Origin of the sequence: Lysinibacillus canaveralius (genome assembly GCF_047301505.1) — a bacterium.
Classification (GTDB): domain Bacteria; phylum Bacillota; class Bacilli; order Bacillales_A; family Planococcaceae; genus Lysinibacillus_B.
The window spans coordinates 59,104-83,923 of record NZ_CP154840.1 but is presented as its reverse complement, the minus strand read 5'-3'; the positions used below and the strand labels follow the sequence as shown (position 1 = coordinate 83,923).

General features: G+C 38.8%; 26 protein-coding genes and 2 pseudogenes. 9 read left to right on the top strand and 19 right to left on the bottom strand.

The annotated features are described in order from the left end of the window. Positions 1-264: 264 nt before the first annotated feature. On the bottom strand, positions 265-489 hold the full coding sequence (locus AA0Y26_RS00440; RefSeq protein WP_413364357.1) for a DUF2187 family protein: 225 nt from the start codon (positions 487-489) through the stop codon (positions 265-267). Between the two features lie 290 nt (positions 490-779). Between AA0Y26_RS00440 and AA0Y26_RS00435 the strand changes: the two genes are divergently transcribed. The 3 genes from AA0Y26_RS00435 (at position 780) to AA0Y26_RS00425 (ending at position 4,649) form a co-directional block, all read left to right on the top strand. Continuing rightward, on the top strand, positions 780-1,964 hold the full coding sequence (locus AA0Y26_RS00435) for a CaiB/BaiF CoA transferase family protein (RefSeq protein ID WP_413364356.1): 1,185 nt from the start codon (positions 780-782) through the stop codon (positions 1,962-1,964). Between the two features lie 292 nt (positions 1,965-2,256). Next, positions 2,257-2,832, top strand: a complete 576-nt coding sequence (locus tag AA0Y26_RS00430; protein WP_413364355.1) for a hypothetical protein — start codon at positions 2,257-2,259, stop codon at positions 2,830-2,832. A 209-nt stretch (positions 2,833-3,041) separates the two neighbouring features. After that, positions 3,042-4,649, top strand: a complete 1,608-nt coding sequence (locus tag AA0Y26_RS00425) for a Na/Pi cotransporter family protein (protein ID WP_413368378.1) — start codon at positions 3,042-3,044, stop codon at positions 4,647-4,649. 99 nt (positions 4,650-4,748) lie between these two features. Here AA0Y26_RS00425 and AA0Y26_RS00420 read toward each other — a convergent pair whose 3' ends face one another. Beyond that, positions 4,749-6,095 (bottom strand): acetamidase/formamidase family protein, encoded by a 1,347-nt coding sequence (locus AA0Y26_RS00420; RefSeq protein WP_413364354.1) that lies wholly within the window; start codon positions 6,093-6,095, stop codon positions 4,749-4,751. 780 nt (positions 6,096-6,875) lie between these two features. On the opposite strand from AA0Y26_RS00420, the gene AA0Y26_RS00415 reads away from it, so the two are divergent. Further along, positions 6,876-7,490 carry a hypothetical protein gene (locus tag AA0Y26_RS00415; RefSeq protein WP_413364353.1) on the top strand — a complete coding sequence of 205 codons (615 nt, stop codon included), beginning with the start codon at positions 6,876-6,878 and terminating at the stop codon, positions 7,488-7,490. A gap of 24 nt (positions 7,491-7,514) precedes the next feature. Continuing rightward, positions 7,515-8,729 carry a hypothetical protein gene (locus tag AA0Y26_RS00410; RefSeq protein ID WP_413364352.1) on the top strand — a complete coding sequence of 405 codons (1,215 nt, stop codon included), beginning with the start codon at positions 7,515-7,517 and terminating at the stop codon, positions 8,727-8,729. Between the two features lie 116 nt (positions 8,730-8,845). On the opposite strand, the gene AA0Y26_RS00405 is transcribed toward AA0Y26_RS00410, so the two are convergent. Together AA0Y26_RS00405 and AA0Y26_RS00400 are read right to left on the bottom strand one after the other, a co-directional pair. Continuing rightward, positions 8,846-9,187, bottom strand: a complete 342-nt coding sequence (locus tag AA0Y26_RS00405) for a rhodanese-like domain-containing protein (RefSeq protein WP_413364351.1) — start codon at positions 9,185-9,187, stop codon at positions 8,846-8,848. Positions 9,188-9,238: 51 nt separating this feature from the next. After that, positions 9,239-9,496 (bottom strand): metal-sensitive transcriptional regulator, encoded by a 258-nt coding sequence (locus AA0Y26_RS00400; protein WP_413368376.1) that lies wholly within the window; start codon positions 9,494-9,496, stop codon positions 9,239-9,241. 293 nt (positions 9,497-9,789) lie between these two features. Here AA0Y26_RS00400 and AA0Y26_RS00395 point away from each other — a divergent pair, with 293 nt between their 5' ends. Continuing rightward, on the top strand, positions 9,790-10,278 hold the full coding sequence (locus AA0Y26_RS00395; protein WP_413364350.1) for a sigma-70 family RNA polymerase sigma factor: 489 nt from the start codon (positions 9,790-9,792) through the stop codon (positions 10,276-10,278). Continuing rightward, entirely contained in the window at positions 10,268-11,308 is a 1,041-nt protein-coding gene (locus AA0Y26_RS00390) for a hypothetical protein (protein WP_413364349.1), read from the top strand. The genes AA0Y26_RS00395 and AA0Y26_RS00390 overlap by 11 nt, the downstream gene beginning before the upstream one ends. Positions 11,309-11,593: 285 nt before the next feature. On the opposite strand, the gene AA0Y26_RS00385 is transcribed toward AA0Y26_RS00390, so the two are convergent. The 3 genes from AA0Y26_RS00385 to AA0Y26_RS00375 all read right to left on the bottom strand — a co-directional run bounded on the left by AA0Y26_RS00385 (position 11,594) and on the right by AA0Y26_RS00375 (position 15,252). Next, complete coding sequence (locus tag AA0Y26_RS00385; RefSeq protein WP_413364348.1) at positions 11,594-12,700, bottom strand: NADH-dependent flavin oxidoreductase; 1,107 nt, start codon at positions 12,698-12,700, stop codon at positions 11,594-11,596. 302 nt (positions 12,701-13,002) lie between these two features. Beyond that, positions 13,003-14,697 carry an FAD-dependent oxidoreductase gene (locus AA0Y26_RS00380; RefSeq protein WP_413364347.1) on the bottom strand — a complete coding sequence of 565 codons (1,695 nt, stop codon included), beginning with the start codon at positions 14,695-14,697 and terminating at the stop codon, positions 13,003-13,005. A gap of 255 nt (positions 14,698-14,952) precedes the next feature. After that, positions 14,953-15,252 (bottom strand): DUF6509 family protein, encoded by a 300-nt coding sequence (locus AA0Y26_RS00375; protein WP_413364346.1) that lies wholly within the window; start codon positions 15,250-15,252, stop codon positions 14,953-14,955. Positions 15,253-15,359: 107 nt separating this feature from the next. On the opposite strand from AA0Y26_RS00375, the gene AA0Y26_RS00370 reads away from it, so the two are divergent. Beyond that, the gene (locus AA0Y26_RS00370; RefSeq protein ID WP_413364345.1) at positions 15,360-16,547 is read left to right on the top strand and encodes an alanyl-tRNA editing protein; all 1,188 of its coding nucleotides are present in this window, start codon (positions 15,360-15,362) and stop codon (positions 16,545-16,547) included. Between the two features lie 57 nt (positions 16,548-16,604). Here AA0Y26_RS00370 and AA0Y26_RS00365 read toward each other — a convergent pair whose 3' ends face one another. The 8 genes and pseudogenes from AA0Y26_RS00365 to AA0Y26_RS00330 all read right to left on the bottom strand — a co-directional run. After that, complete coding sequence (locus tag AA0Y26_RS00365) at positions 16,605-18,209, bottom strand: DUF4179 domain-containing protein (protein ID WP_413364344.1); 1,605 nt, start codon at positions 18,207-18,209, stop codon at positions 16,605-16,607. Continuing rightward, positions 18,187-18,750 (bottom strand): RNA polymerase sigma factor, encoded by a 564-nt coding sequence (locus AA0Y26_RS00360; protein ID WP_413364343.1) that lies wholly within the window; start codon positions 18,748-18,750, stop codon positions 18,187-18,189. Before AA0Y26_RS00360 ends, AA0Y26_RS00365 begins: the two co-directional genes overlap by 23 nt. A gap of 183 nt (positions 18,751-18,933) precedes the next feature. Continuing rightward, entirely contained in the window at positions 18,934-19,482 is a 549-nt protein-coding gene (locus tag AA0Y26_RS00355; protein WP_413364342.1) for a GNAT family N-acetyltransferase, read from the bottom strand. Positions 19,483-19,836: 354 nt separating this feature from the next. Then, complete coding sequence (locus AA0Y26_RS00350) at positions 19,837-20,214, bottom strand: hypothetical protein (RefSeq protein ID WP_413364341.1); 378 nt, start codon at positions 20,212-20,214, stop codon at positions 19,837-19,839. Continuing rightward, positions 20,211-20,414 carry a helix-turn-helix transcriptional regulator gene (locus AA0Y26_RS00345; RefSeq protein ID WP_413364340.1) on the bottom strand — a complete coding sequence of 68 codons (204 nt, stop codon included), beginning with the start codon at positions 20,412-20,414 and terminating at the stop codon, positions 20,211-20,213. The genes AA0Y26_RS00350 and AA0Y26_RS00345 overlap by 4 nt, the downstream gene beginning before the upstream one ends. Positions 20,415-20,535: 121 nt before the next feature. Then, entirely contained in the window at positions 20,536-21,342 is an 807-nt protein-coding gene (locus tag AA0Y26_RS00340; RefSeq protein WP_413364339.1) for a hypothetical protein, read from the bottom strand. Positions 21,343-21,454: 112 nt separating this feature from the next. Beyond that, entirely contained in the window at positions 21,455-21,850 is a 396-nt protein-coding gene (locus AA0Y26_RS00335) for a thioredoxin family protein (protein WP_413364338.1), read from the bottom strand. A 467-nt stretch (positions 21,851-22,317) separates the two neighbouring features. After that, positions 22,318-22,532: pseudogene (locus tag AA0Y26_RS00330) on the bottom strand (transposase); the annotation flags it as partial. 146 nt (positions 22,533-22,678) lie between these two features. On the opposite strand from AA0Y26_RS00330, the pseudogene AA0Y26_RS00325 reads away from it, so the two are divergent. After that, positions 22,679-23,364 (top strand): annotated as a pseudogene (locus AA0Y26_RS00325) (helix-turn-helix domain-containing protein); the annotation flags it as partial. Positions 23,365-23,400: 36 nt separating this feature from the next. On the opposite strand, the gene AA0Y26_RS00320 reads toward AA0Y26_RS00325, so the two are convergent. The 4 genes from AA0Y26_RS00320 to AA0Y26_RS00305 form a co-directional block, all read right to left on the bottom strand. Continuing rightward, positions 23,401-23,562, bottom strand: a complete 162-nt coding sequence (locus AA0Y26_RS00320) for an IS3 family transposase (protein ID WP_413364337.1) — start codon at positions 23,560-23,562, stop codon at positions 23,401-23,403. Between the two features lie 133 nt (positions 23,563-23,695). Then, positions 23,696-24,112, bottom strand: coding sequence for an IS3 family transposase (locus AA0Y26_RS00315; protein WP_413364336.1), 417 nt, complete (start codon positions 24,110-24,112; stop codon positions 23,696-23,698). Positions 24,113-24,171: 59 nt separating this feature from the next. Then, complete coding sequence (locus AA0Y26_RS00310) at positions 24,172-24,369, bottom strand: hypothetical protein (protein ID WP_413364335.1); 198 nt, start codon at positions 24,367-24,369, stop codon at positions 24,172-24,174. A gap of 39 nt (positions 24,370-24,408) precedes the next feature. Further along, the gene (locus AA0Y26_RS00305; protein ID WP_413364334.1) at positions 24,409-24,726 is read right to left on the bottom strand and encodes a transposase; all 318 of its coding nucleotides are present in this window, start codon (positions 24,724-24,726) and stop codon (positions 24,409-24,411) included. Positions 24,727-24,820 lie beyond the last annotated feature (94 nt).

The following is a 24,820-nucleotide window of genomic DNA, read 5'->3' as shown; positions in this document are numbered from 1 at the left end:
TGTTACTCTCCCTTCTATTTAATCATTCACAGATTACTAAAAATATTATAGTTATAAAATTAAAAACTATTAAAATTTAGTGTTAGGAGGTAATTTCGTTAATATCTACTATTCAGTATCCACATAAAGAATTAGAATACCTAACCTATCTATAGTTCTTTAATCAAATACCGCTTTATGTGTGCCTGCGTTAGCTCAGACTACAGCTATTTCTGCAAAAAAAATAGGATGTGTGCATGCAAAGCAGCACCATCCCATCTATAATTAAGCAAGCTCTTTATTTTCACTTGCCTGATATATAATTTGATAGTTTCTATCATTAACTACCGTTAAATCGTTCGGTAGATCCTCTAGTACTTTGTTATATGATTCGAGAGTCAACTTGACGACAACAGAGTTTTCATAGCGTTTCATAACCGTTCCTTCCAATGTTTCATTGAAACGGGTAAACAAAATTTGATCATGTGCTCTTGCCTTTTGTAAATTCATAGTTCTTCCCCCTACTCTCTTTTTTTTTTACACTTCCCCTTCATATTATTTTATAAACAAAGTAGTAGTTTTATTCCTGTTTTTTCTTGTATTTTTATTCCATTTTACTTGCAACTCCTACAGACTTACAAAAACATATAATTCCATCATGTAATTTTCAGAAAATTTAACCTATAATATCAGTTATAGATATGATTTTGCAAAAATGTCTGTTATAATACTGTTTTAAATAAAAATATCTGTATTATTACAGTAATCATGTTATGGAACAAATTAAAGGGGATGGGAAAATGACAATTTTAAACGGGTTGAAAATTCTCGACTTTTCTTCATTGCTGCCAGGCCCGTTAGCAACGATGCTGTTTGCTGATCTCGGGGCCGATGTTATTCATATCGAGTCGGCTAGAAGGGTTGATTTAATGCGGATTATGCCTCCATATGACGAGGATCAAGAATCCTACATCCACCAGCATTTGAACCGGTCGAAAAAATCACTGACACTAAACCTGAAAACAGAGCAGGCCGTGGAAATTGTGAAAGCGCTTATTAAAGAATATGACATTATTATCGAAGGGTTCCGGCCCGGTGTGATGGATCGTCTTGGACTTGGTTATGAAGCACTAAAAGAAGTAAACCCAAGGCTGATTTATTGCTCGATTACAGGCTATGGGCAGACTGGTCCCTTCGCCAATAGACCCGGCCATGATAACAACTACCTGTCAGTAGCGGGTGTCCTCGACCACTCGCGGCTAAAAGGGAAAAAACCAGCTGCAATGGGAATCCAGATTGCAGACGTTGCCGGAGGAACTTTACACGCAGCAGTAGGGGTGCTCGCTGCGGCATTACACAGAGAAAAGACAGGGGAAGGCAAGTATATCGATGTATCGATGACAGATGCTGTTTTTACAATGAACGCTTTATATGGTTCACAGTTTTTCGGCAGCGGTAGATGCCCAAAGCCGGAAGAAGAAATTTTAAATGGCGGCACATTCTATGACTACTATCAAACAAAGGACGGCCGTTACTTCTCCGTTGGCAGCTTAGAGCCGCAGTTCCGCAAGCTTCTATGTGAGGCTTTGGATATTCCAGAACTCATCGATAGTACATTCAATGATTCTTACTATACACAGATGCGTTTTAAAGAGGCTTTGTGTGATGCATTTAAATCAAAGACATATGCACAATGGCTGGAAGTTTTTAATGAAGATTTCCATGGGTGCGTCGAGCCGGTACTGACATTTGAAGAGGCATGCGAACACCCGCAGCTTATTGCGCGGAACATGCTCGTGGAAGTACCGAAAAAAGACGGGACAACACAGCGTCAAATCGGCACAGCTATTAAATTTGAAGGCATAGAACCTGCTTATCAATTCGTCGGTGTAAAAATGGGTGAGCATACAAGTGAAATTCTGCAGGAATTTGGCTATTCAGAAGAAATGATTGCGGAGCTTAGAGAAAAAGATATCCTCACATAACGACATTCCATTCTAGACTTAATGAAACCTTATAAGATAAAGCAATATAGGCCGTCCTGTAAATAGTCACAGGGCGGCCTTTTTCACTTTTTATACTTCTCTATTCCACTAGAGCGCCCTTATTATTCCCCTATTTTCTTTCTCTAAACAACAAAATTTTGGAATGTGTACCTATTTATTGAATCTTTTTTCGTTTTGATACGTAATAAATTAAGAGTAAATTAAGAATTTCATACCTTTTTTCAAAAGATTTGATTGATAAGGTAGAAGGGATACTGTAAGAGGTGATTGTATGAGTAAAACCATTTATATCGTCCTAACGGAAACAGGGTCTGTATTATCAAGGGCCATTCAACTATATACACGAGAAAATTTCAATCATATATCCATAGCATTTGATGCAGAACTAAAAGAAATGTACAGCTTTGGACGCAGGCATGAAAATAACCCTCTCATCGGGGGGTTTGTTGAGGAAAATGTGCAGTCGAAATTATTAAGAAGATCTAACTGCGCTATTTATGAATATCAGGTCTCCGACGAACAATATCAAAAATTACGTATGGAGATTTCCCACTTTAAACAGCATCAGGATCAATATAAATACAATTTTGTCGGCCTTCTTTGTATCGCCTGCCGAATTCGACTCAAGCGTGAGTATGCGTTCTTTTGTTCGCAATTCATCGCTACATTGTTTTTACGCGCGGGGATTACCTACGATATATGTCCTTATTTTACAAAGCCGACCGACTTTAAAAATTTTAATGGCTTCCATCTGCTCTATAGAGGAAAGCTACAGAGATATACGCATATTCCCCGTACTAAGCCGATGCCCAATGTTCCTGTATCCTCCATTATTAAAATCGCTTGACCGGCCCGTTCTTCTTTATGAAAGAAGGGCCCTCCTTTCTAAAATAAAAAATCATTATATCTAGGCTTTTTTAATCGATAGGTAAAGGTATTTTGCAAAGACAATATAAATTTAAGTTTGCAATTCAATTTACTTCCTTACATAAAAAGATAATAATGGAGGGAACAAAATAAGCAGGGGTGACAGCTGTGGAGATTAACTGGCAAGAAATGATTTTTCAGTTTCTTGGGGGTCTAGGGCTTTTTCTTTTTGCTATTAAATACATGGGAGATGGGCTGCAGAAAGCTGCAGGAGATCGACTTCGAGATATTTTGGATAAATTTACAACGAATCCAGTTATGGGTGTCTTGGTCGGAATTATCGTAACTGTCCTTATCCAATCAAGCTCAGGGACAACGGTTATTACAGTAGGTCTGGTGAGTGCCGGATTTATGAAGCTTCGCCAGGCGATTGGTGTTATTATGGGAGCCAATATCGGAACGACTGTAACCGCCTTTCTCATAGGGATTGACGTTGGTGAATATGCTTATCCGATTATGGCGCTCGGTGCTATTCTGCTGTTCTTCTTTAAAAAGAGCGCTATACAGAATATTGGACAAGTCCTCTTTGGATTTGCAGGATTATTCATTGGTTTGGAACTGATGAGCAGCGGGATGAAACCATTGCGTGAATGGCAGCCGTTTTTAGATTTGACTATCAGCTTGAGTGATACACCGGCTTTAGGCGTTATCGTAGGAACGGTCTTTACGCTTATCGTTCAGTCATCTTCTGCAACGGTTGGTATTTTGCAAGGATTATATGCAGAGGGGTTAATTCCTCTTAACGGTGCGCTTCCTGTACTGTTCGGCGATAATATCGGGACAACTATCACAGCTGTTTTAGCTGCTCTAGGTGCTTCCGTTGCGGCACGCCGGGCAGCTGCAACACATGTCTTATTTAACGTAGTCGGCACAATTATTTTTATGATTTTCCTTACACCTTTTCTTGCTTATATGGAATGGATCACAGACATCCTTGGTCTGGAGGAAAAAATGCAAATTGCTTTTGCACATGGAACATTTAACGTAATTAATACATTGTTACAATTACCGTTAATCGGCGCTTGGGCTTGGCTAGTGACTCGCTTAATACCTGGCCAGGATACAGCAATCGAATACAACCCGAAATATTTAGATTACGCGTTAATCAGTCAGTCGCCTTCTATCGCTCTTGGACAAGCAAAACAGGAGGTTATCCGTATGGGTGAATATAGTATTCAAGGGCTGCAGGAAGCCATGAATTACTTGGATACAGCAGATGATAAGTATGCAGCTGCAACAGAGCAGCTAGAAGAGGCAATCAATACTTTGGACCGAAAGTCGACAGATTACCTGGTCACGCTTTCAAAACAATCATTGTCCAGCCAAGATTCGATCGTCCACCATGCTTTGCTGGAAAATATCCGCGATATAGAACGGATTGGCGACCATTTTGAGAACCTAATTGAACTTATTCAATATAAGGAAACCAATCGTGTGAAGCTGAGTGAAGAAGCAAGGCATGAATTGAACGAAATGTTTGAGCTTACTGTTGATACGGTATCATTAGCAATCCGCTCCCTCGACAAACAAGAGGTCAACTTCGCAAAGGAAGTTCTCGCAAAAGAGCATATCATTGATGAAATGGAACGCAAGCTGCGTAAGCGTCATATTAAACGCCTTAATGAAGGATTATGTTCTGGTTCCGCTGGAATCGTCTTTGCTGATATTATCAGTAATTTGGAACGAGTTGGAGATCATGCTGTTAATATTGCACAAACAGTCATAGAAACGAGTTAACAAAAAGCATGCGCCCAATATCTTGGGCGTATGCTTTTTTCCAGCCGTCAGCAGCCATCAAACAGCCGTAACCAGCAAAGTGTTTTACGGGTTTTAGAATCAATCATATTGTCTCTTTATATATTTAAAGACTCTTGCATTCTTTAAAACGCTTTTCGGAAATTGTGCTGTAACTAGTACTAGACCTGGAAAGCGGCCGATTTCCACACCACCTGTCAGGGTTACACGATTCTTCACTTCCTCCATCGAAGCTTCTACAAGATTTGCCATACGATGAAGAGCATTCTCCGTGGCAGCATTAATCGTAATGCCTGTCCCAATAACTGAAATCGGGAAAGCCTCCTCTAATTGCTTCATCCCAAACTCTTCTGCAATGTCCCTTGCCTGCTTTCTTTCTTCTTTCGTGAGCGGTTTTGCTAAATACGGGAGATCTTCTTCATTCGGCAGCAGGATCGGTCCTTCTACTTTTACTTTTTTCAATACACTTACCTTTACCTGCACAATACCGGAAACATTTGATGCATGTCCTGCCGGCTGTCCTGCTCCCTGCATAGCATGAATATCTCCCAAATAAAGTCCTGCTCCCTTTACAAGCACCGGACAAATCAGGACAGCTCCTTCCCTCACTTGTGGGAGGTGTAGATGTCCATCTGTTCGATGCATATCCAGCTCCTCCTCTGTCATTTGCAGCTCATGCTGAGCATCTACAAGCAGCAGGCCGCTATCTCCAGCATTATGAGAAGCTGGAAGGGCTTTGGAAGGTACAGTTCCGATTTCCGCAATGAAAGGACGCATGCGGGCAACCACACCGACTAAATCACTCGGTGCCATACTTACGACCGGATTTTGTTCAGCGTTTTCCGGCAGTCGTAAGTAGCCTTCTGGATCGTTCCCAATTTTACGTGCTCCTTCTTTACCGACTGTGACGCCGATTTTTCCTTTCGGGTGAAATGCCATCGTATAACCATGCGCAAATTTCATCGGTGCCGTATCAGTATCACATGTGGCACATCGGATTGCTTCCGGACCCACACCATTAACGTTCGTCTGCGGGTGAAGCTTTCCACACCCTGGGCATTTTACTTTTAAAAAAGGATCGCTGATATAGCGCTCTCCCATATATTGTTCCACTCCGGAGGCTGTAGCTGACGATGTGACCCGTATTGACTCGATTTCCACAACAATGGAATCCCCTACTTCCGCCCCTTCAATATAAACAGGCTTTGTCACCTCATGTCTTCCTTTTATTGTTGGTGTTAACATAGGGCCCCAGCATCCAGGAGCTGTATTGGCAATAATTGTTCCTCCATCTCGTAACGGACCTAAAAACTCATTTTCCGGTCCGACCACTCCATCCGTAAATTCGTTTACAAACAGCATTTCTGCTGCCTTGACTATTTGCTGCTCCTCCAATTCGGAAAGTACACTGTTTTGTTCATCATTCATGCTCGCCCACTCTTCCTTTCCTTTTTTTTCCTGACTAAAGTATAGAGAATGACAGAAGGGAGTACAAGGGTTGACTAAGAAACTCCTTACTCTTTTCAAAATTTTCTTTCTCTTTTTGCAACTTTTCTATCAGTCTTATACATTCCTGTATAAAAGGGTAAAAGTTTCAGCTTTACCTTCTTCATTCTCTTTTACCCGCCGCATCCACTTATTAGGCATTTCCGGTATGTCTCCATCATGTTACATCTGTAAAATGAATGTCATAAAATTTGTATAATAAATTCACAAATTCCGTTGATAGACTAGTTTTCAGGTTGAAAAATGCGTATTTTTATGCATTACATTTGTGTTAAAGATATGTTAAAAACCCCAAAATAGTAGTCTTTTGATGTAAGATGAAGGCAGTTCCAAAGCATTTCGCATGACGTTCACATTCCGCAAAGTAGAAAGAGTTACTTTTGAACGTGTATCCGAAATTTACTCACCCACATTTGGACATTGAAAAAACACCTCTATTTTGAACATGAAAAACCGCTCTTCCAGCTCAAGAAGCGCGGTTTTTCATGTATATTATTTTAAATTTTTACGACTCTGTCCCTGTTTCACTGCAGGAATTCTATATAGCCAGCGCCGATTCAACTCGTTCTGCTCTGCCTTCTCTATGCATTATGTTTAAGTTATCAGGAAAGGGAAAATTATTTGTAAGTATAGACATTTATTACGATAATTCTTACTAACTACAGTATGAAAGATTTCATTCTGAAGAGGGAGGCTCTCAAGGTGAAAGAACTATATGGCACATTACATATTCAGACTGACTTTATGAAAAAGGAAATGGAAGAAAAATATGATTCCTACATGCTGTATACATACTTATTAAGAAACGGCTATCAACAAAACTTTCATGCACTTTCTTTTGTTCACGATTTGTGGAATTATTTCTACTTTAAAAATGAAGAGCTTGTCCTGCACCCGGAGCATAATCTGATTTATGGTGTCCGTTCTATGGCATTAAAGCTGATCAGCGGGGATGAAACGATGGAGCGCTTAAAAGTAACTACTATAGGCCGAGGTTCAGAATCTATGCTGGCAGCTATCTATTGTACTAATTTCTTTATTGATCAACTACATAGTTATTATATACGGGTGCCCGAAGAGGTCCAGCAGAAGATCAAAACCTTTATGTCTTTCGATATCGGTAAATTATTCGGCGAACAATTCAAACAAGTGGAGCCATATCCTTCCCTTTTTGTAGAAGTACAGGCCGAAGTAATTAAGGAATTCCACCAGCTTAAAATGAAAAATGAAGAAGCCTTCTCCCAGCAAATGATGGAGATTTCTAAGGCAATCCGAGAATTCCACCTTCGCTACGAGCAGACCTTCAGTCATCTTTAATTATTACATCCGGAGGGGCTGCGTATGTTAGCACATGTGATGTCTAACGAAGATTCAATTCAACATTTAGTTTATTTAAAACAGACAGGGCAATTAGAAGAATGTCTACAACAGAGCATTCTAATTTTGCCTCAAATATATGAAGAAAACCAGCAAGCAGCTGTTCTTTGCAAATTGATAGAATCGGCTTTTGAACTGGCAGGATTCCAAGAAGCAGCTTACTACTTCCCGCTTTTTGAGAGGGTTGCCAGCAGGATCAAAAACCCGACCTTCTCCATACATCATCTATTATTTAAAGGACATTTTCATATACGGATACATGGTGATGCAGCTGCTGCGCTTACCTTTTACCAGGAGGGACTGGCCGTTGCTTTTGAGGAAAAAGAATACAGTATTCTACCTGAGTTCATCAAATATATTATCCGATATAGTTGGGATGAAGTAGAGGTTAATAAGCTGCTTCCGATGGCGGAACTTGCCTATATCCTTTCACAGCGTATGGAAACTCCACAAGAAAGTGTACGTATTTCGGCGGCAATGGCTCTATTAGAGTGTTATAGCCTGGCGGGGAATGTGGAACAGTTTGAGAAGCTGGAAAAACAGCTATCCATCCTGCCCTCCCTGCCAAACTTTCCAAACGAGTTGACTCGGCTTCAAGTGTTAAGAGCAAAAATTTTGAGAGACCAGGGATATTATGCACAGGCTCTGTGTTTAATGACGCGGTCCAGCCTGTATTACGAAAGGCAGCAGGAGCATTATCTTCTTTTACAGCTGCTTTATACCCAAAAACAACTTTCTATGGAATTTATGCCTGATCGGGTTGCTGCGCTGGATCGAAAAATAGAGAGAACACACTGGTTAACTAAGCAGGCCTCCTCCCACTTTAATCACAGCATAAAAAAGGAAGAGAGCTATCGTGAGGAAACGGCTATTTTTCCTTTCCATCAATCTATCGACGAACGATTGAGAAATGAAGAGAAATTTCTTTACTTGCTTGCTTTGGCAGAGGAGAAAACTTACTTTCAGGCGCTCGCACAATTTCCTGCTCCTTCATTGGTACTCTCAGAAAATCGGATTCTTTATGTGATGAAAGAGAATGAAGTATCAGCCGACTTTTTAACCTGTAACCTTCCCGGCATCTTTTTTGCAGCCATTCAGCCCCAAAAGGGTCAAACAGCACTGGAGCTATTTCATGAAGCGCATGCAAAAATGTATTATATGCTGCATAGTAAAAAATAAAAATCGGGCACGCCCGCCCGATTCATTCAAAAGCAAAGGTGAATTCACCTTTGCCTTTTACTTTAATTATATAAAGGCTTTGACCTAAAATTCTGCTGGCCTTTTCATAAGCTTTGCTAATAAGAGCCAATACCTCCCCGGACATTTGTTACTCTTTCATAGCCCATGTTTTTCAGCTGTTTACATGCTTGCGCAGAACGCATACCGCTTCTGCAAATGACGACAATCTCTTTATCCTTTGGTAAACCTGAAAAGTCAGACCCTAAAGGTATGTTTTGAAACTGTTTAATACTTCTCGCTTGAAATTCTGCGGGTGTTCTCACATCGATGAACACTTTGTCCGAATCACGCAGCTCCTGTTTTAACTGATGGGCTGAAATGCTGCGAATACCTTTCGACGTCCTCATGCGCCAAAGTACAAATAAAGCGACGATTGCTACAATGATGAGGGTTTCCATAGTTTCTCCTTCTCTGCCTTTTCTCTTTATCACAAAGAAAAAGCCCTTTATTTAGCGGCTTTTTACTACTAGATTAATTGCCTCTTGGATTGTATCGGTCATCTCACTCTCTGTATCTGCTTCCTTGATACATTCAAGAAGGTTATTACTGACAATAACACCGATTGTACGGTCTACGCCTGATCGGACGGCGCTTAACTGTGTAATTACTTCTTTACAATCCTTCCCTTCTTCCATCATGCGTAAAATACCGCGAAGCTGTCCTTCAATACGTTTAATACGGTTGGCCGTTTTTGCGTCGTACTTCAGTTTCATACGCCCCCTTTTTTCTATATTATATACCCCTGATGGTACCCTATCAACTAGTTTAGATTTTCTATATGTAGCTTTTCAAGTTAAAAAGACGATGTTGCTTTTATTAGGAAGGGAATTGTTAAAACTTTTGAATTTTAAAAAGTATAATAATAATTTTTAATGTATAGATGGGGTTAAGTTTTTAACTTAATCCATTACAACATAATATTTATCCAAAATATATAATATTTGAATAAAATAACATCCCACGTTCGTTATATTAGTGAGGGGAGGAGTTAGTACTGAATTTGCAACAAATAATAGATGATTATAGTGAGCAGTTATTACGTATAGCTTATTATTTCACTAAAAATCTGCATGCTGCAGAAGATATTGTACAAGACGTCTTTATAAAATTTTCACAAAGCAACTACAAAGAAATAGGTCAATTACGTGCCTATTTAACGAAATTAACCATAAACCGCAGTAAAGATTACTTAAAGAGTTGGACATACCGAAAAATTCAGTTTCAAGAACATTTACCTACCATTGTTTTTTCGCAAAAAGATAAGATGATACAAAAAGAATTAAGATCAACAATTGGAGAAGCCATTCTAGCGTTGCCAATCAAATATAGAGAAGTAATCATTCTTTATTACTATGAAGATTTACATACAGCGGATATTGCTGCATTGTTACAACAACCTGAAAGCACAATTCGCACCAGATTACGAAGAGCTCGTGAAAAGTTACGTCCTGTATTGTCAAATGAGTGGGAGGATTTATATGAAGGATGAAATCAAAAAAGGCTTACTTGATGTCACTCCTGATTTAGAAAGGAGCAAGTCTCGGGTTAGAAATGCTGTTTTACAACCACCAAAAAAACGGCAACTAATTCCACGATTTATATTAGGAAGTTTTGTTTTACTATCAATTATTTTAGTATCTATTCAATGGCAAAGAAATGATGGAATTCAAGGGTTTTCACAGGAAACATTTAATATTTATGGATTATTAGATGATGCAGACTCCAGCGAAGAATATCATAAGGATTTGATTATCGAGAAATACGGGGAAATTAAAGATGTAGAGATCACCAAACAGGAAATGAAGAATAAGATTGCCTCCTATATCTCAACTTTACCAGCCTCTTTCGATGATGTTCTCAAAAGAAATAATATACCTAAAAATGCCTATAGAGAGCAATTTCTAACATTGAAGGCAAAAACCCAAATGGTATACGAATCATTGCTGCCTCATTACGAGCAAATGTATCCCCAATTTCCCAAGGAAGTCCATTCACAACTACTTCTTTGGGATGCAGTTAAAGAGGTAGGAGCACAAGATATAACATTTGGCAGCACAATTAATATCCCTGCTCTTGTCTTGTACGAGGGAGAAAATGCACGAGTTCTTGTACTGATTGATGGAAAACGACTGGTAGAAGAACAAATTATAATTATGCCTATACGGGATGAACTAAAATTAAAAACCGGAGAAGAAGTTTTGTTAGAAAATAGTTTTATAACAAGCAGAGCATCAAACAAAGGTTTCAAGCAATTTGCAGCCAGTCAAAATATAAAGGTCATTACAAAAAATAAAGCAATGACAATTCCAGCAATGCAAAAGAACGTTAATACTTTTCTTAAAAATAGAACTTGGGAAGAAATTTCACAGACCCGAGAGCCTGATGCACACTTAAAAACAATTAGTGGATTATATTCTATTTGGTACGGTGATGATACGGTGATTGGTTCCGGTGATAAAGGCTTTATCATTACTAATGAAATGCTGCAAAACTGGGGAGAAAAGATGATTCAAGAATAGCAACCTAAATAATTATTCTTTGGGTACAGTAGAATCACCAACTATCTTAATACACCCTTCTCAAAATGATTTACTAAGAAATATAAGGGCCATTACCTAATAGACATGGATCTCGAATTGCAGAAGCATTATATTGTAACTTCCGCATTTTTAGGACTGATTGAAGAACGGCTTACTCCATCTCGCCCGCAACAAATAGCCGAACACTTTGTACGAATTATTCTACTGATTCAGAACTATTAAAGAAGGCACCTGCTAGCAGGCGCCTTCTTTCTTTCGTTTCTTCTACTCTTCCACTTTAAACCATCCAGGGACATTCATAATTAGCTCCCATAATGATTTCGGAATATCCAGCTCTTTCTCTTTGCTTAGATGCAAAGCTGTAAAGATTTCATCTTCCTTTTGGTTTGATGCTTTTTCATACCATTCCGGGTCCATGATAAGCGCATGCCCTAATGACACAAGCGGGACTACATCCAATGCTGATTCTACTTGTTCTACTGTTTGCAGACCGCCAACACCTATAACAGGGATACGTTCTCCGACCGCCTCTTGAACAACCGCTACACGTCCGCGTTTATCCTTGTCATCACGCATGGATTCCGCATCAAATTTGTTAACTGATACATGTAAATAATCTAATTCTTTATCGGCAAGAACCTTGACGAACTCGAGCGTATCATCCATTGTGATGCCCGGCTCCTCTTTTTCTTCAGGGCTGAAACGATAGCCAATTGCAAAGGGCTTTGTTGCATGTTTAGCAACCGTATCCTTTACAGCATCCACTACAGCTAAAGGAAATGCCATCCGCTCTGCTGCATTCCCACCCCACTCATCCGTACGGTGGTTGGAATGCGGCGAAAAGAACTGCTGTAGTAAGTATGTGTTGGCACCATGCAATTCAACCCCATCAAATCCCGCTTCGATAGCTCTTCTTGTTGCTTCTGCGAAATCTTGAATTGTGACTTTTACCTCTTCGGCCGTTAATGGCCTCGGGGTTTCTGCATTCGGTCTTAGTGCAGGAATATCACTGGCTGATACAGGCTGCTCCCCTAGCAGCTTGGAATTTGTCATGCGTCCGGCATGGAAAATTTGTAAAATAGCTTTTGCTCCACCAGAATGAATAGTGTCAGCAAGTTGTTTCAGGCTAGGGATGCGTTCATCTGATTCTGCACCCAATGCGTCCGGAAAACCTACTGCTAAATCATTTATATATGCACAGGCTGTAATGACTGCTCCAATACCACTTTTGGCACGGCGATGATAATATGCTAATTCCTCTTCTGTGACATCCCCATTTGGCTGAGAGGCCGAAATAGTCATAGGTGCCATAATGATCCGGTTATTTAACGTGACCCCCGATTTCAATGTAAATGGTTGTGTAAATTTCATATCAATTCTCCCCTTCCACTCATTTTATCGATCTGTGTGAAGTGCATTAAATGAATCGCAGTTCTACTTTTATTCAACAATACGCTGATTCGCAGTGTTATGCCAAAATTATACACTCCCTGGGTCCTTCACCCTTACATACAGTTACCACGATCCTTCTTGCTGAAACCTGCTGGCTAGATCCAACCCTATGCCCGATTAACAGCCATTTACTCATAGAACATATACACATTGTTACTATTTTCAACATAGGCCGTTCATTTCATTACAATGAATTCTAATAAAAGGCGGATTGTGAACGGTTATTTAAAATTATATGCTGTCATAATTGGCTCACGGCCTGTTTGCACGTCTGTAAAATATTCATATAGGCTTATGCCAAAGAAAGAGCCCGATACATTTGCTACATTATCCCATCCAGAACCCATCAATGCACGTACCGCATTGTAACTGCGCTGCGCTGAACGACAGTAGATGTAAACTGGTCTATCCTTTGGAATTTCCTCCATACGTTCGCGGAACTGGCTGAGCGGTATATTATGTGCTCCTTTCAGATGGCCATTCGCAAACTCATTTTCTTCTCGCACATCTACAAAATAAGCACCGGCTTCTACAAGCTCTCTCACCTCAGATACCTGTACTTGGCGTGAGCGGCCAGACATGATATTGTTCGCTACGAATGCGGCCATATTCACAACATCTTTTGCAGTCCCAAACATAGGTGAATAGGAAAGCTCTAGATCCTTGAGGTCATCAATTGTGCCGCCCATTGTGATCAAGGTCGCAATGACATCTACCCGTTTATCAGCATTTCCCTTACCGATTGCCTGTGCCCCTAAGATACGGCCAGTCGGTAACTCATACACAAGCTTAAAGTGAAGAGGATTACTTGTCGGCATCAGTCCAACTTTATCCGGGGAAATGACATATACACTGTCCACCTGGAATCCTGCCGCACGTGCCGCCTCTTCCGTTAACCCTGTAGCTGCAGCAGCATAGTCAAATACTTGGATGCTCGTTGATCCAATAACCCCTTTATTTTGATTAGTAATCCCGTAAATATGATCTGCTACGGCACGTGCCTGGCGCTGTGCAGGTCCTGCTAGCGCTAAGCGTACAGGACGATGAAGCAGTCGATGATAAACCTCAATTGCATCACCTACCGCATAAATATGAGGGTCATTCGTTAAATAATTTTGATTTACTTTAATTGCACCGGTCAGGCCAATTTCCAGCCCCGCTTCTTCTGCAAGCTTTGTTTCCGGACGAACTCCTACTGCAAGTACAGCAATATCTGCTCTTACCTTTTTGCCTGAGGCAAGTATTGCCTGTGTCGCTGTGATTCCTACTAGAGCGTCACCGACAATCAGCTCGACGCCCTTATCCAGCATTTCCTTTTGAAGGATTTGAGCCATGCCAAAATCAAATGCTCGGAGAATATGCGGCGCACTTTGGACAAGTGTCACATTCCGACCGGCAAGACGAAGATTTTCGGCCACCTCTACACCGATATACCCCCCGCCGATAACAGCAATATTTTGAGCATCCTTTTCTACAATAGCACGCTGCAGCTTTTCGATATCTACAACGTTACGAACAGTGAAAACATGCTTTTCATCCACTCCCTTTATTTCAGGAATAATAGGTGCAGCACCTGGAGATAACACCAATTTATCGTAGGACTCGTCATATTCTTCATTCGTTAAGACATTCCTTACTGTCACCGTTTTTTCATCTCGGTTAATACGGATTACTTCTGAGTTTGTCCGGGCATCCAGATTGTAACGTAACTTAAAAGAATCCGGGTTCATCAATAAAAGACGGCTGCTGTCCTCTACAATACCACTCAAATGAAACGGCAGTGAACAGTTCGAGAATGAAACGTGCGGTCCCTTCTCAAACATCACTACTTCAGCCTGTTCGTCCAATCGACGAATACGTGCGGCAGTGGAAGCTCCTCCTGCTACACCACCTACTACTAAGATTTTTTTCCTCATGATTTTCCTCCTTACGCTATATCCACCACTATATACCCATAGGTGTATATTGTATGTAAATAAGAATTGAAAAATTGCAGCACGCCCATTCACCAATTTCTGTTTGACTTCAATTTTTCTACACTTTTCTCTCCTCTTTATTCAAGCATCTCTATGACATCGCGGACCTATAAAATACCATACAACAAAGATTTATCTCCAAAAACCATTAATCCGTATAGATAAACTATACTTTATTTCGAAAGAAAATACTGGTTATTCACCAGCACTTTCACCTACTAGTTCTTCTTGTACAAAACGGAAAATTATTTCTTCCTCTTCTTCTTCCAATGCGAACTCCAACATCTCGTTATCACCTTTATCAATAAGGAAATAATTTAAGATACGTACTTCTTCTTCTTTCTGGCCAACAATGACCCGAGCTTCTATACCAGCTTCTGAATATAGATCATCATCTTCATCCACTTCTATATCTATTAAAAATTCAAAGCGCTTTCCCTCGATAATATTTGTTGGATCTTTTATTTCTTCAACCGAAAATGCACCAATCTCCATATTTTTCACTCCTTCTTTCCCGAATCTCTCTTCTTAATCATAAACATTTTTTGTTTGGCGTCAAATGAACGATTCGCGCTACAATAACTAATAAAGGAGTGAAGGATATGAAGGAATTATTTTATTACCAAGACGCAATGATGAAGGAATTCTCCGCAGATGTGATTCACACAGGGACAGATGATCTTGGAAACTATATTGTACTGTCCAATACAGCGTTCTATCCAACAGGCGGCGGACAGCCGCATGATACGGGGTGGATCAATGGTCTTGAAGTCATCAACGTTGAAAAAGTGGAGGAAGAAATCCGCCATTACATAAACGAAGATGTGGAAGCCATTACAGGGACCGTGACTGGAAAGCTCAATTGGATAAGACGTTTTGACCATATGCAGCAGCATACAGGCCAGCATATTCTGACAGCAGCCTTTGTGGAGCTGTTCGGCTATCAGACGGTCAGCTTCCATTTAGGTACAGAGCTTATAGCTATTGATTTAAACACAACAGAAATCACACCCGAGCAATTAGCTGAAGTAGAGAAGCGTGCAAACGATATTATTTTAGAAAACCGCTCCATTGAAACAAAGTGGGTGACAAAAGAAGAATTGGCGCAGTACAACCTGAGAAAGGATGTCACAGTCGATGACGATATCCGTCTCGTTATCATTCCAGATTATGACTACAATGGCTGCGGCGGCACCCACCCTACATCTACAGGCCAAGTCCAGATGATTAAGATTATGGAAACGGAAAAGATGAAGTCCAATATCCGTGTTCATTTCGTCTGCGGTGACCGTGTGCGTGCACAGCTAGCTATGCGTAAAAATGTACTGACAGATGTTTCACGCCAGTTGAGTGTGCCGGAAAAAGAAGCTGGGCCTGCACTCGCAAAGATAATGCAAACAGCTAAACAAACAGAAAAGGCTTTTGCTGAGGCCAAGGATGCCCTCCTTGTCTATGAAGCCAAAGATTTGGCAGGTCATGGAGAAATCATCGTTAGCGAATGTTATGAAAACCGCACAATCCAAGAGCTGCAGAAGCTTGCACGTTTTATCACTGCAGAAAATAGCGAAGCAATCACCTTTTTAGTTGCTGACAATGCGGACAAGCTACAGTTCGTGGCTGCACGCGGCGCAAACAGAGAAGTATCGATGAAGAATATTTCTGGTAGTATATTGCCTCTTATCAATGGAAAAGGCGGCGGAAATGATGCACTTGTTCAGGGTGGAGGAGAAAGAGTTATCTCCGCTAGAGACCTGTTGGAGGAAATGGAAAAAGCCTTATCGGCAAGATAATTTTGTGTAAATAATAAAAAAGTAAACCGCCTCCTTCATCAGGAGGACGGTTTACTTTTATTTAAATAACGGCACACGCCATTCTTTATCCAGCTTAATGGCTTCTGTTTCTGCTATCAAATGCAGCGTCAGCTCTTTCGGTACTTTTTGTAAATCATAGGAAATCAGCTCTATTTCACGTTTAAAACGTCCTTGATCATCTGTCTCATCTAACGTGGCACCGCTGCTAAAAGTTTGATAAATCGTTCCATTTGCATCCTCAAGCGCCCATCCTGCTAAATCAGGAGCCTTCTGTTCTGCATGACCTGACAATTTGACACGGGTCGTTACTTCCCTTCTGACCGGTTTCCACGACTTCTGCAAGGAATAATCCGTCTCACGTTCCACGGAGTCAATCGTCAGCTCATAGCCATTATATTCAAATGTATAAGGCAGCTCCTCTGTATTGAACGTGACAGAAAAATCACTCGTCTTTGTTTTATAAATGGTATCCAGCACAAAATATAAATGCTCTTCTTCCCGCTCCGGAACAAATGTATCGACCATTGATGTTTTGCCTACTTCCGCATAGTCACCTTCCCATTTGCCGTAGCCGCCAATCATATTCAAATCGACTGGATGCCCGCGTTCCTCATTGGCAAGCAGATTATAATAACCCTTTACTTGTCCTTGCTCATCTTCAATTCTGTAGCCTATACGGGGATGATAGCCAATAAAATCGGTTGCTATTTCTTTAGAGAATTGCTGCCCTTTTTCCTCTATATCTTCCAGCATCTCCTGTCTTGCACTTTCTGTATAAGCCGTACTGTAAAAGATTTCTGTTGTGGAGGTGGAATATTTCGCCTGTTCCAGCTCGATCTCCACTCCATCCACTTCATAGCTCTCATCAATTTCTACAGCGACCTGTTTTGCATAGGCAGCTGTTAAATCGACTGGAACTTCTATTCGCCAGTTACCTGTTTTTCCTGAAACCTCCGTTACATCCATACGGATAAACCCTTTCATAAACGGCTCTATATCATGCAAGGAAAATTCAACTACTCCGTGGTCATCCGCGTTACTCCAGCTCGATGGCCCTATTTCTTCCCCCTTTTCATTATGCAAGGTGATTGTATTTTTAGTATCATTGCTTTCTAAATAAGGATCCAGCATCTTCCCAGACTTATTCGTGATTTTATAGGAGAAGGCAATACGGGAGGCATCAACAATCAGTTCCTCCACCTGTAATGTAATCCCTTGATCCTCTACAGCAATATTCACTCGTTCTGCCAGTTCTGTATTGCTTGCCAGCTGAAGGCCTTCATCCACCCGGTCGCTTTTGAAAATCCCGCCAAGCAGCTCCGCAAAGCTTGGGCTGACCGAAAAAGTAATCCCTGCTGCAAGAATGAGGCCGGCTGCTGTTCCTAGTGCATATTTGGGGCGGATTCTTGTCCGCTTTTTCTCATATGGCTGAAGACCGGCAACAATTATGTCAGCAAAATCATCGTTTAATGCCGGCTCTATGAGTGTTTCCTTTAGCGCTTCTTGTTCATAATGCAGTACTTCTACCTGCTGCTGGCAATACATACAGCCGTGAAGGTGCCGTAGAATAAGCTCCTTCTCGGAATCCTCCAGCATGTCATCTACAAAAGCCAATAATTCATCCTCTTTTGGACAAGTCATCGAAATAGCCCCCTTCTTCTATCTTCATTCGCAGCTTCTTTTTTGCCCGGTGCAATTTATTTCGGACGTCTGATAGTGGAATATGTAATAGTTCACTAATCTCTATATAGCTACAGTCATTTGCATAGCGAAGGAGCAAAATCAGCCGCTCCATTTCCGGGAGGCGGGCAATTAACCTTTCGAGCTCCCTGTTCTTTTCGCGTTTTAAAAAGATGACTTCAGGGGAGGTAGCATTCACTAGCTGCTCGTCCTGTATTGCCTCCTGCTTTACTTGATAGCTCTTTTTACGCAGCGTATCCAGGCAATGGTTGATCGCCACCCGGTAAAGCCAGCTTTTAAATGATCCCTTCTGGTCGAACTTTGGCAGCTGCTCATATACCTTTATAAATGCTTCCTGCAGTAAATCCTGAGCAGTCTGAGGATTTTTCATCATCCGTAAAATGGTTGCATATAATGCATTTTTATATTTATTAATAATATGGGTATACGCCTGCTTATCACCAGCCAGCACTTGATTGATGAACGCGACATCCTCATCCATATAATCCCTCCCTTTCTCTTCACTTACTAAAACGTTTATAGCAAGAGAAAAATTTCAAGATGTGTAAAAAATTTTTCTATCAACAAAAGAAAATGTTTTATATATTATGGGCAATCCTTTCTACGGCAAGGGCCATGAAGAATAGCAAGAGGCGAAGCAAGATTTTCTTGCTTCGCCTCTTTTTTATTTTCTTGTTAACCACTCGCTCCGCAGCATGCCGTAGACGACATGATCAACATATTCATCGTATAGCCATTCTGCGCTGCGAATTTTCCCTTCTTTTTTATAACCAAGTCTTTCTGGAATGGCACGGCTTTTCTTATTTCCCACTGCTGCTCTGATTTCTATTTTATGTAAGTCATATTCGAACATCCCTAGGTCCGTCATTGCTTTTGCTGCACGTGTCATGATTCCTTTTCCTTCATAATTCTCATCTAGCATATAGCCAATCTGCGCCGACTTATTTCCTCTATTCATAGTATGAAGACCAATTTTCCCTACGATTTTCCCTTTGTAAAGAATGGCTGTATCCAGCGCCTCATCCACAACAAATTTTCTGAGATTAGCGTCAATGAACTGATAGGTCATTTCAATCTCTGTCGACACATCAAGCCATCCTAACCATTCACGCAAATGCTCCCTATTTCGTTCAATCAGATCGAAAATATCATCAGCATCCCTATGTGTTACAAGCTTTAGGGAAATTTCTTCATCTACTTTATAGGTAAACATACAATATCCCCCTTTATTTAAAAAAGCGTATCGTTTCTCTACGATACGCTTCTTTTTTCCTTATTATAATGTAAATTGGCCAATAGCAGCATGTAATTTTGCGGCTGCTTTGTATGTTCAGATCACCGTTCTTGATTTCATTCAAAGAAGCATTTGTCTATTACTGTATTTGCCTCTTACTTGGCACCCTCCTTCTCACTATTCGCTTTCGGTGCTTTATGCAATAAAAAAAGGCCATTTCAATAATGGCCCCCATACTGAACGAAGTCAAATTCAAAGAAATTTGAAATTATCTTCAGTCTCCTTTCTATTTACACTAAGTACTTCTAAAGCTCTGAACTACCGACAAGGGCTTTAAAACTTCTTGCTATAAAAAACCATACTTAAAAACACGACAGAAATATAAAAAGTTATAAATAAAAGTAACAAGTGATAAGAAGATAAATTTATTATATTTGTATATGGATTTACTAACACTAATAAAATTACACTTAATATTAAAATCCAAAAATAGCTTATATATATACTACGTTCACGAATTTTTTTTGCACGTTCATCTTTTCCAATTAAATGTTCGTTAACATATGCTAAACACAGACTCATAATAGTAATACCAAGAAAAATAATCCCCTCTGGAAATTTACCAGCTTCTATATAGGAAATATTAAATAGCACCGTATTTAAAAACATTAAAATCCCCAGTATTAAGAAAATAATTCGCTGTTTGTTCAATTTTCTTCCCCCTCATAGATAAATATATCTTCAATTTTACACTGAAAAACTTCAGACAATTTAAAGGCAAGGGTAATGGATGGATTATATTTTTCTTTCTCTAAAGAGATAACAGTTTGTCTAGATACTTTTAAAAGTCCTGCTAGCTGTTCTTGAGTAAAATTAAATTTCTCTCTTAAAATTTTTATATTATTTTTCATCAGTATCCCCCCCTCGTTAGTAAAGTTTACTTTACATTCAAGTGAATGTCAAAGGTAATTTACAAAAAAGAGTCTTCTAAACGTATCGTTTAGAAGACTCTCTAAAAAGACAATAGGATTGTTATTTATTTTCTGCTTGTGCTTTAAACACACAGTATGAGATAACACCTTCTGATAATAAAGATAAACCTAATAGACAAGGTATACAACCAGTACCAGCAGTTGCTGCACAAGCGAATCCACAGCCAATACTGATGCTACTAATAATCCAAGCTGCTACTCCTTTGTCATTCAGACATTTTTTGAAATTAGCCCACCAACCGGCTTCTACTTTATCTGGCGCTAAAAGTGAAACCAATGAGGAAGAATCTTGTTCTGCTGCCGTTACTTCAAACTCTTCTGCTTCTAAATGAAGAGTTTCTTCACCTAGCATTTCTCCATCTAAATACGAAGATACGTTAGATGTTAATTCTTCAGGATTACCGATTATTTTAATTTCTTGATAAGATGATAATTGATTATTTTCAAATACAGCCACAAAAAATGATTCATTTAACAAACCTTTTTTTAATACATTATAATCAACAGGTATATAGACTAATTTTGAATTTCCATCTTCTTTCACAACGGCGCTAGAAAAATCTAGTTTCGCACTTTTTTCGCTAAGAATAATCTTTTTATCAGCAACTAATTTATTTAATTCTTTTTTCAATGAATTTGTCGTAGTAACACTTGCATCTTTATACTGTTCTTCAAACGCCTCTAATTCATCAGACATTTCTAAAATCATTTTATCATTTTCATTTAAAGATGCATTTGTTGATACTGGTAATAAAGATTGAGATATAAAGATCATCATTACCATCATAAGTAGAACTGAAACTTTCAAAAATCCATTTTTAATACTCAAAAAACCACCCTTTTCCATTTATGTAATATTACTTATAATACTTTACACTATTTAACAATATAATCAAGTATTTTTTTACAATAATTATTTTATTATCAGCATACCTATTGAATCATCACGAAGAATAACTTTATTTTCCCTTACTATTTTTTTCAAACCACTGTCTAAAGGTTTCTTCTGGTTTCTTTGCAAAAATCCGGTCCACTTCTTTTCCATTTTCAAAATAAATAATTGTGGGAGTTCCTTTAATTTTAAATTCCTTCCAACCTGTAGTATCTTTTTGTAAGTTTATTTTTTTTAAATCGATATTCATTTTTTTAGTCATTGGAATAACTATAGGAGAAGTTTTTTTACAAGCAAGACAATCTGTTTGATAAAAGTAGACAAAATAATCTTCATTCTCTAAAAGACCATTTTGCAACTCTTCAACAGTAATTTCATTATCCAACTCCTCAGTTTTTTTTTTAGAATCAAATACTACAAGCAAAATAAACAAAGTTGTAATTATCACGCCAAGCCCAATCATTTTCCTCATATTATATCCTCGCTTTACCCCCTTTATATAATAGAAAACTATTATTAACCATTTATAGATAATATTACTAAAAAATATAATATTATTTATATCATATAAAGAAGAAGAAAAAAAGAAGATCTTTTCTACTATTTTCCCTTTACATAAATACTTTAGATCTATTTCTCTTATACTAAACATCCACACTGATGATTTGTTATACCTATTTAATTATTAATGTGAAATCATTTCAAAAAGAGACTTCACTTTTCTATAGAGAACTTGTTTCCTTTAGCTTTAATCAACTTAAATTAGATAAGAATGTATTAAAAAGAGCTATATATTACTACTCTTCTAGAGTGGCTACAAAATATTCAGGAATGCGTCTCACAGGTCACTTTGTTATTTTTAAAGAGATATTCGGATCCAACTTCTCTCTGCGCTTCAGGTGTGAATCTTCTCTACAAGACGATTTCATATTAGACAACCTGCCATGTCCAAAAAGGCAGTGCTTTCTAAATTTATTAAAAAAAGTAAGTATCGCCTGCATGGACAATTTTTTAAGACCTCGTAGGCTTGTCCAACACATACCATGCTTTTCTTTCGCATCGGCAAAGATACGCTCAATCGTTTCTTTGCGTTTTGCATAAATCTCTTTTACTTCAACATGATGACATAAATGTTCCCGCTCCTCGTGATAAAACTTAATAATTGCCAATTTCTCTTCCTTAGAGAAAAAATATGTAGACATAAAAAATCTCCCCATTAGATAAACAGATTTTATTTTTTAATCTGTCTACCCAACGGGGAGCATATCACAATTGGAGGTGTAGCTTTTTTATGGCGAAATATACACCTGAAGAAAAAATAAAAGCAGCTATACGTTACTTAAAAGGAGATGGAAATTCAGTTGAACTCGCTGAGTCCATAGGGACTGACCACACAGCGATTCTAAAATGGGCGAAACTATATGAATATCATGGTGTAGAAACATTTATTAAACGGTATACAATATATTGCACAGTTTAAACTAGACGTACTAAAATACATGATTAATCATGGTACGCCCTCATGTGAAACAGTAGCTATCTTTAACATACCTACTGCCTCCACACTCGATAGCTGGAAAAAGCAATTTGAAACAAAAGAATTTGATGGCTTCAATCAAAGAAACAGGGGCGTCCATCCATGAAAAAAGAAATGAAAAATCAAATAAAACAAGTATCAGTAGAAGGTGCAACTGAGGCACTTCAAGCACGCATCAAACAACTTGAAATGGAAAATGAGTATTTAAAAAAGTTGAACACCTTAGTTCAAGCCAAGGAAACATCACCAAAAAAGACAAAGTAAGAGTCATCTTTGAATGAAGGCATAAATACTCGGTGAAGGCGCTTGTGATATTCGCAGGAATCAAACGTAGCACATATTACGATATAGTAAAAAAGATGAACCGACCAGCTTAAGATGTGGAGTTAAAGGCTAAAATTCAAGCCATTTATAATGAACACGAAGGCCGTTATGGATACTGATGCATTAGTAGTGACCCCTTAAAGTTAGATTTTTTATTTAATTTGATCGTCGTTATAGTAATCTATATACTTTTCAATTTTCATCTTTAATGATTCGTAAGAGAGTAATTTTTCTCCGTAATACATTTCTTGTTTAAGTACGCCAGAGAAATTCTCCATAGCCGCATTGTCTGCACATGTTGCTTTGCGAGACATACTTTGGAAAATCTTGTTTTGCTTTAATGTTTTCACCCACACTTTATGTTGGCGGTGCCAACCTTGATCCTTATGGATCGTTGTTCAATATTCTGCATACTTATCAATCGCTGGTAGCGCTTGTTTCAACGAGTTAATTACAAACTCTAATGTAGGAAGGACGTTTTGACATACTAAATCCAATAATCTCCTTGTTATATAAATCCATAATCGAACTTACATACAGTTTTTCATCATTTGTACATTTGAATTTCGTTACGTCTGTCACTAATTTTTGAAGAACGTATGGTGTGTTGAAACGACGGTTTAAAATGTTTTTGGCAACTTTTCCTACTGTTCCTTTATATGATTTATAGCGAGATTTGCGCATGAATTTCTCACATTTTAAATTCAATTCCTTCATGATTCGCTGTACCTTTTTATGATTAATTTTATAGCCTTTGGCTTTCAATTCCGAATGAATACGCCAGTAACCATATCGACCTTCACGTTTCTCAAATATCTCTACTATCAAGTTTTTCCACGCTTGATTTGAATCTTCCTGGTTCATTTGCTTGTTGTGATAATGATACGTTGCTTCTGGAATATCGATTTGTTTTAAAATGTCTCTTAATCGGAACCCTTCTTCTTTGAGTTCAAAGGCGATGGCTGCTTGCGCTTTTCGAGGAAAGCATCCGGATTCGCACGAAAAGCCTTCAACTTTTTTAAATACGCAACCTCCAAACGAAGTAATTCATTTTCACATTCTAACTGCTCTTCGCGTGACACTAATTTTTCTGTTTTGGTTTTCTTCTTTTTTTTAGACATAGTTGCCCGTCCCTTCGCATGTTTCAGGCCTTCTACTCCTTATTTTACTAATTTTCTGTTCCAATTGGCGATTAAACTGGGATTATTCAGCTTAGATTGAATCGCAGTCTCTTGATAAGAAGCACCTGTTTGTTTCATAAAGTGTAATACACCTAATTTGAATTGAACAGGATATTCCTCATTAACTACTTTTCTCTGTAAACCCTTTTCTCCAAAGGCTTTATAAGCCTTTACCCAATGCTTGATGGGTGTGGAAGATGGCATACCGTATTTTTGTGCCAATCGATCAAAACTTAAAGTATTTAATAAATACTCTTGAACAATTTTCAGTTTGAATTCTTTATTATATTTGGCCATAAAAGAACACCCCAAAAGTCAGTATTTTAACTCTAACTTTTGGAGTGCAGCACCATTTCTTGAGTCTGTCTTCAGTATGAGAAGCCATTTGAAC

Bases quoted from the DNA above. Each gene is read 5' to 3' on its own strand.
- AA0Y26_RS00435 (WP_413364356.1), top strand. From the start codon at position 780: ATGACAATTTTAAACGGGTTGAAAATTCTCGACTTTTCTTCATTGCTG.
- AA0Y26_RS00375 (WP_413364346.1), bottom strand. From the start codon at position 15,252: ATGGAGATTGGTGCATTTTCGGTTGAAGAAATAAAAGATCCAACAAAT.
- AA0Y26_RS00425 (WP_413368378.1), top strand. From the start codon at position 3,042: ATGATTTTTCAGTTTCTTGGGGGTCTAGGGCTTTTTCTTTTTGCTATT.
- AA0Y26_RS00405 (WP_413364351.1), bottom strand. From the start codon at position 9,187: ATGGAAACCCTCATCATTGTAGCAATCGTCGCTTTATTTGTACTTTGG.
- AA0Y26_RS00310 (WP_413364335.1), bottom strand. From the start codon at position 24,369: ATGTCTAAAAAAAAGAAGAAAACCAAAACAGAAAAATTAGTGTCACGC.
- AA0Y26_RS00340 (WP_413364339.1), bottom strand. From the start codon at position 21,342: ATGGAAAAGGGTGGTTTTTTGAGTATTAAAAATGGATTTTTGAAAGTT.
- AA0Y26_RS00385 (WP_413364348.1), bottom strand. From the start codon at position 12,700: ATGAAATTTACACAACCATTTACATTGAAATCGGGGGTCACGTTAAAT.
- AA0Y26_RS00420 (WP_413364354.1), bottom strand. From the start codon at position 6,095: ATGAATGATGAACAAAACAGTGTACTTTCCGAATTGGAGGAGCAGCAA.
- AA0Y26_RS00390 (WP_413364349.1), top strand. From the start codon at position 10,268: ATGAAGGATGAAATCAAAAAAGGCTTACTTGATGTCACTCCTGATTTA.
- AA0Y26_RS00315 (WP_413364336.1), bottom strand. From the start codon at position 24,112: ATGAACCAGGAAGATTCAAATCAAGCGTGGAAAAACTTGATAGTAGAG.
- AA0Y26_RS00370 (WP_413364345.1), top strand. From the start codon at position 15,360: ATGAAGGAATTATTTTATTACCAAGACGCAATGATGAAGGAATTCTCC.
- AA0Y26_RS00410 (WP_413364352.1), top strand. From the start codon at position 7,515: ATGTTAGCACATGTGATGTCTAACGAAGATTCAATTCAACATTTAGTT.
- AA0Y26_RS00355 (WP_413364342.1), bottom strand. From the start codon at position 19,482: ATGTTTACCTATAAAGTAGATGAAGAAATTTCCCTAAAGCTTGTAACA.
- AA0Y26_RS00430 (WP_413364355.1), top strand. From the start codon at position 2,257: ATGAGTAAAACCATTTATATCGTCCTAACGGAAACAGGGTCTGTATTA.
- AA0Y26_RS00365 (WP_413364344.1), bottom strand. From the start codon at position 18,209: ATGACTTGTCCAAAAGAGGATGAATTATTGGCTTTTGTAGATGACATG.
- AA0Y26_RS00305 (WP_413364334.1), bottom strand. From the start codon at position 24,726: ATGGCCAAATATAATAAAGAATTCAAACTGAAAATTGTTCAAGAGTAT.
- AA0Y26_RS00360 (WP_413364343.1), bottom strand. From the start codon at position 18,750: ATGGATGAGGATGTCGCGTTCATCAATCAAGTGCTGGCTGGTGATAAG.
- AA0Y26_RS00345 (WP_413364340.1), bottom strand. From the start codon at position 20,414: ATGAAAAATAATATAAAAATTTTAAGAGAGAAATTTAATTTTACTCAA.
- AA0Y26_RS00380 (WP_413364347.1), bottom strand. From the start codon at position 14,697: ATGAGGAAAAAAATCTTAGTAGTAGGTGGTGTAGCAGGAGGAGCTTCC.
- AA0Y26_RS00440 (WP_413364357.1), bottom strand. From the start codon at position 489: ATGAATTTACAAAAGGCAAGAGCACATGATCAAATTTTGTTTACCCGT.
- AA0Y26_RS00320 (WP_413364337.1), bottom strand. From the start codon at position 23,562: ATGTCTCGCAAAGCAACATGTGCAGACAATGCGGCTATGGAGAATTTC.
- AA0Y26_RS00335 (WP_413364338.1), bottom strand. From the start codon at position 21,850: ATGATTGGGCTTGGCGTGATAATTACAACTTTGTTTATTTTGCTTGTA.